Raw genomic sequence first — 4,501 nt, forward strand, 5'->3', positions numbered from 1 at the left:
TCGAGGGCTTGATCGAAGCAAGCGAAGTGTAAAACACAAAGAACAAAGACAACAGACAAGAAGGATGTCGCTGATGTTTGGTTTTGAAAGATCCATGGTGTGGTCTTGATGGCAGAATGGAAATACCTGGTTACATTCCGCACCCAGCAGTCAAGCATTCTAACGGCGACGATAGTGAACAGCGAAAATAGCAAGAGGCCATGCAAACAGAAAGCTGATCTGAGTGAGTAATCACTTCAGATCAGCTTTTTTTTGATAATAAATAGCGTACTATTTAGTTTGTGGATTTTTGTTTAAGTTCTTTTCTATATCGAGATAAGGATTTTTTTGGTCGCAGCCAAGGAGGATTTATATTCGTTTGGATATTCAACCATAAATCGGCGTACATACAAATTAACTTATAATCTTTTCGATCAATGCTTCTTGCAGCACTTTAAAGAAGTTAAGCCCCATTTCAACAGCTCTATCGTTGAGCCAAGCAGGGATAGATAGAGTCATTTTAACGGATCTGTTAGCATCTATATATGGATTAAAATCAACTGAAACTGCAGCTGCTCAATGAAATATTTCTGGTAGGTTTGATTAGCGGATAAAGTTCGTTGCAATATGAACTTCTTCTTCTGGAAGACCTGCTTCTTTTTTGCCAGCGAAATACCTGTCATCAAAAAAGCCATGTTGCGGCCAAGAACTTGCATTGTCCGAAGTCCTTCAGCATCCTGTTTTGCTTCACCTTGAGTAAGACCATGAATTGAGTTCCAGTAGGTACTTGATACAACGGGCATCTCAGAAATGGTGAAGAATTTGTTCAGGTCATCAAAAGTTGCGGAGGCTCCGCCTCTTCGGCAACAGGCAACAGAGGCTCCAACTTTCATCTGTTTTGAAAACGGAGTGGAATAGAAAAGACGCTGCATGAAAGCAGTCAGAGTGGCATTCGGCTGAGCATAATACACTGGTGAACCAATCAATAGGCCATCGGCCTTTTCAAACTTTGGCGCAAGCTCATTGACCGCATCTTTAAAAACGCAGCACCCATGAGTTCGGCAGTAGTCACAGGCAATGCAGCCACGTATATCTTTGTTTCCAATCGTCACAAATTCGGTCTCAATTCCGGCTTTATTGAGCTCTTTTTCTACTTCCCGAAGCCCGATCGCAGTGTTTCCTTCTGGATGAGGACTTCCGTTTATAATCAATACTTTCATTCTTTCGTCTCCTTTTGTATTTACCTTACAACCTCTATGTCCGAGCTTTGAGTATTTCTTATACTTCTCATGAAACTCTGGTCTCCTGGACTTTGAAGATATATTAATTATTCTGGAATTGAAAAAGCGTTTTAAAGATTTGTTTAATGACGTTCAGAAAATTGGTCAGGCTTGACTTGAGTGATTGAGCCCCTCAAACAATTAGAATGAATATATTCATATGTCATTTTGTCTCTGAAATCAATCACCTGATTTAATCAGACAGTTAAAAATCTGATCAAATAATCCAATTGATTCAGGGCATCGACCTGAATTGAAGAAAGGATATTGAATATGAAACATTATTATCAGCAGACAGTTGACCAGGTCTTCGAAGAACTAAAGACTTCAAAAAATGGTCTTAGTCCAGTTGAAGTGATCGAACATCAGGAGCAGTATGGTTTAAATGAACTCGTTCAGGAAAAACCGCCAGGACCATTACAGATTTTCTTTTCACAGTTCAAGGACCTCTTGGTTATTGTCTTAATTATCGCCGCTTTAATCTCAGCGATTTCCGGGGAAGTGATATCTACAATTGTCATTCTTGTCGTTATCATTCTGAATGCGATTCTTGGCACTGTTCAGGAAGTACAGGCTCAAAAATCGTTAGATTCTCTGAAAAGTCTTTCCGGAGCGCATGTCAAAGTCATTCGGGATGGACAGCTGGTGGAAATCCCATCAAAAGAATTAACGGTTGGCGATGTTGTTTATGTTGAAGCTGGAGATGTGATCGAAGGAGATGGCCGACTGTTTGAAAGCGCCAATCTTCAGGTGAACGAATCCGCTTTAACGGGAGAGCCATTGCCTGTAGATAAAACGATTGAACCGATTGATCATGAAGTTCAGATCAACGATCAGACGGATATGGTTTTCTCATCCGGATTAGTCACGAACGGAACCGGAAAATACATCTGCACAGCCATTGGAATGAATACCCAGATCGGAAAGATCGCCGGATTGATCAACGAAGCAAAGGAAAGAAAAACGCCTTTGCAGCGCAGCCTGGAAGAATTTTCTAAGAAGCTGACCATCTACATTGGAATTTTATGCGTTGTTCTTCTGTGTCTGAATGTCTTTGTCCGCCATCAGGACTTCCTGTCTGCCTTAATGGTGGCGGTCGCTCTTGCTGTAGCGGCGATTCCAGAAGCTTTGAATTCAATTGTTACGATTGTTTTATCGATCGCGACTCAGAAGATGGTTAAGAATCATGCCATCATGAAAAAACTCGATGCGGTTGAAAGCCTTGGCTGTATTTCAGTGATCTGTTCGGATAAGACGGGGACTCTGACCCAGAACAAGATGACGGTTATGGAAGTCTTTACTGATATGACTCCCTATACCGTGGATTTAATGGATGCTAAAAACAATTACGCCCAACAGATCCTGCTTAAAGCGAGCAAACTGAATACGAATGCAGTCATCAACAGCGATGGAACCGCCATTGGGGACCCGACAGAAATTGCCCTGATCGACATGTTCAATAAGTATCAGAATGCGCATCCGGACTTTATGATCAAAGCGGAACGAATGGAAGAAGTTCCATTTGATTCGGATCGTAAGCTGATGTCGATCAGTTCGAGAAACCATATCTATACCAAGGGTGCTCCTGATGAACTCTTAAAGAGATGTACAAGCATTCTTATGGGCACCCAAAAGCGACCGCTGACTGATGAAGACCGGGATCTGATTCTGACTCAGAATGAGCAGTACGCTTCACAGGGACTTCGTGTTCTTGGTGTCGCCTACAAAAATCTAAGTGCCCAAAATACGAAGATTACGTATGATGACGAACATGATTTATGCTTTGTCGGATTAATTGCTGAGCAGGATCCGCCTCGTACGGAATCGGCCGCAGCTGTTCATACGGCAAGAAAAGCTGGAATCAAGCCAGTAATGATTACTGGGGACCATGTAGTGACTGCAAAAGCAATCGCACAGAAAATCGGGATTTATCAGGATGGGGATCTGGCGATTGAAGGAAATGAACTGGCTCATATGTCCGATCAGGAATTAGCCGATAAACTGGATAAGATTTCAGTTTATGCCCGTGTAGCTCCTGAACACAAGATTCGAATCGTAAACGCCTGGCAGCAAAAAGGAGATATCGTTGCAATGACTGGAGATGGTGTCAATGACGCGCCAGCCTTGAAAGCAGCAGATATCGGAATTGCCATGGGTATTACAGGAACAGAAGTCTCCAAAGATGCAGCCAAGATGATCCTGACGGATGACAACTTTGCCACCATCGTCAAAGCCATCGAGTCTGGACGTAATGTTTATAACAATATCCAGAATGCGATCATTTACCTGCTTTCCGGAAACCTGTCTGCGATTTTAACCGTAGTGGCAGCCAGCATTGCATTTTTACCAGACCCATTTACTGCCGTTCAGCTGCTGTTTATTAACCTGGTGACGGATTCGCTGCCGGCTATTGCCATCGGCATGGAGCCTGATCATCCAGATGTGATTAACCAGAAACCAAGAAATGCCAATGAGTCCATATTGAATAAGTCAGCAATCACTCAGATCGGTGTTGAAGGACTGCTTATTTTTATTGCGGTATTTGCCGCTTTCTTTATTGGCTTAAAAACGAGTGATGGAACAGCTACAACAATGGCGTTTGCCACCTTGACGTTCTCTCGTTTACTTCATGGTTTTTCACAAAGAGGAAATCGTCCGGTGTGGGAACTTCCGTTTAACAAATACAGTCTGGTCGCCTTTGGAATTGGCTCGTTGCTTCTTGCAAGCATCTTAAATATTCCAGTTCTTGAGCCAATTTTTGATGTAACGGCTCTGTCAGGTATCAATGCGGGCGTTGTCATTCTGTTTTCACTGGGCTGTTTTGCCGCAGTACAGCTTTTTAAAGTATTTCAGAGTCGTAATGACTAATCAGGCAATACTCAAAAGTTGCTGGCGTCAAGTAATTAACAAAAAACATAATTAACAGAAAAAACCTGAAGTTTTACTGGACTCAAAATGAGTATTGAAAAATGCTTCAGGTTTTTTGCTTTAGAGTTCTGAAATTATTTGCCTGACTATCAATTTTTCAGGCAGCGTATAAGAACAAAAAATCGAGGTTCAGCCAATATACAACCATGTAAGGATCCCTGGAAGATCAAAGAAATAGGATTACCTAGGATCTGTCAACTAAACTGTGTAAGTAGTTTTACAGCCGTTAGTTTACTGGACCAGTTCACTGCCTGATTCAAACACTACATGCCTGGTCTGTTCTGTCCAGGGTCCACAGGACCCCGAAGGGGCTT

2 protein-coding genes and 1 rRNA gene are annotated in these 4,501 nt (G+C 42.3%); 2 read left to right on the forward strand and 1 reads right to left on the reverse strand.

Features of this window, described 5'->3' with window-relative positions; genetic code table 11:
• Positions 1 to 98 precede the first annotated feature (98 nt).
• Positions 99 to 204 (forward strand): 5S ribosomal RNA (gene rrf, locus BO222_RS00770).
• Between the two features lie 314 nt (positions 205 to 518).
• On the opposite strand, the gene BO222_RS00775 is transcribed toward rrf, so the two are convergent.
• Complete coding sequence (locus BO222_RS00775; RefSeq protein ID WP_233131180.1) at positions 519 to 1,199, reverse strand: flavodoxin family protein; 681 nt, start codon at positions 1,197 to 1,199, stop codon at positions 519 to 521.
• 333 nt (positions 1,200 to 1,532) lie between these two features.
• Between BO222_RS00775 and BO222_RS00780 the strand changes: the two genes are divergently transcribed.
• Complete coding sequence (locus tag BO222_RS00780; protein WP_075817504.1) at positions 1,533 to 4,127, forward strand: cation-translocating P-type ATPase; 2,595 nt, start codon at positions 1,533 to 1,535, stop codon at positions 4,125 to 4,127.
• The last annotated feature ends 374 nt before the right edge of the window (positions 4,128 to 4,501 follow it).

This window comes from Ileibacterium valens (genome assembly GCF_001945525.1).
In the GTDB taxonomy this organism is placed as follows: Bacteria; Bacillota_I; Bacilli_A; order Erysipelotrichales; family Erysipelotrichaceae; genus Ileibacterium; species Ileibacterium valens.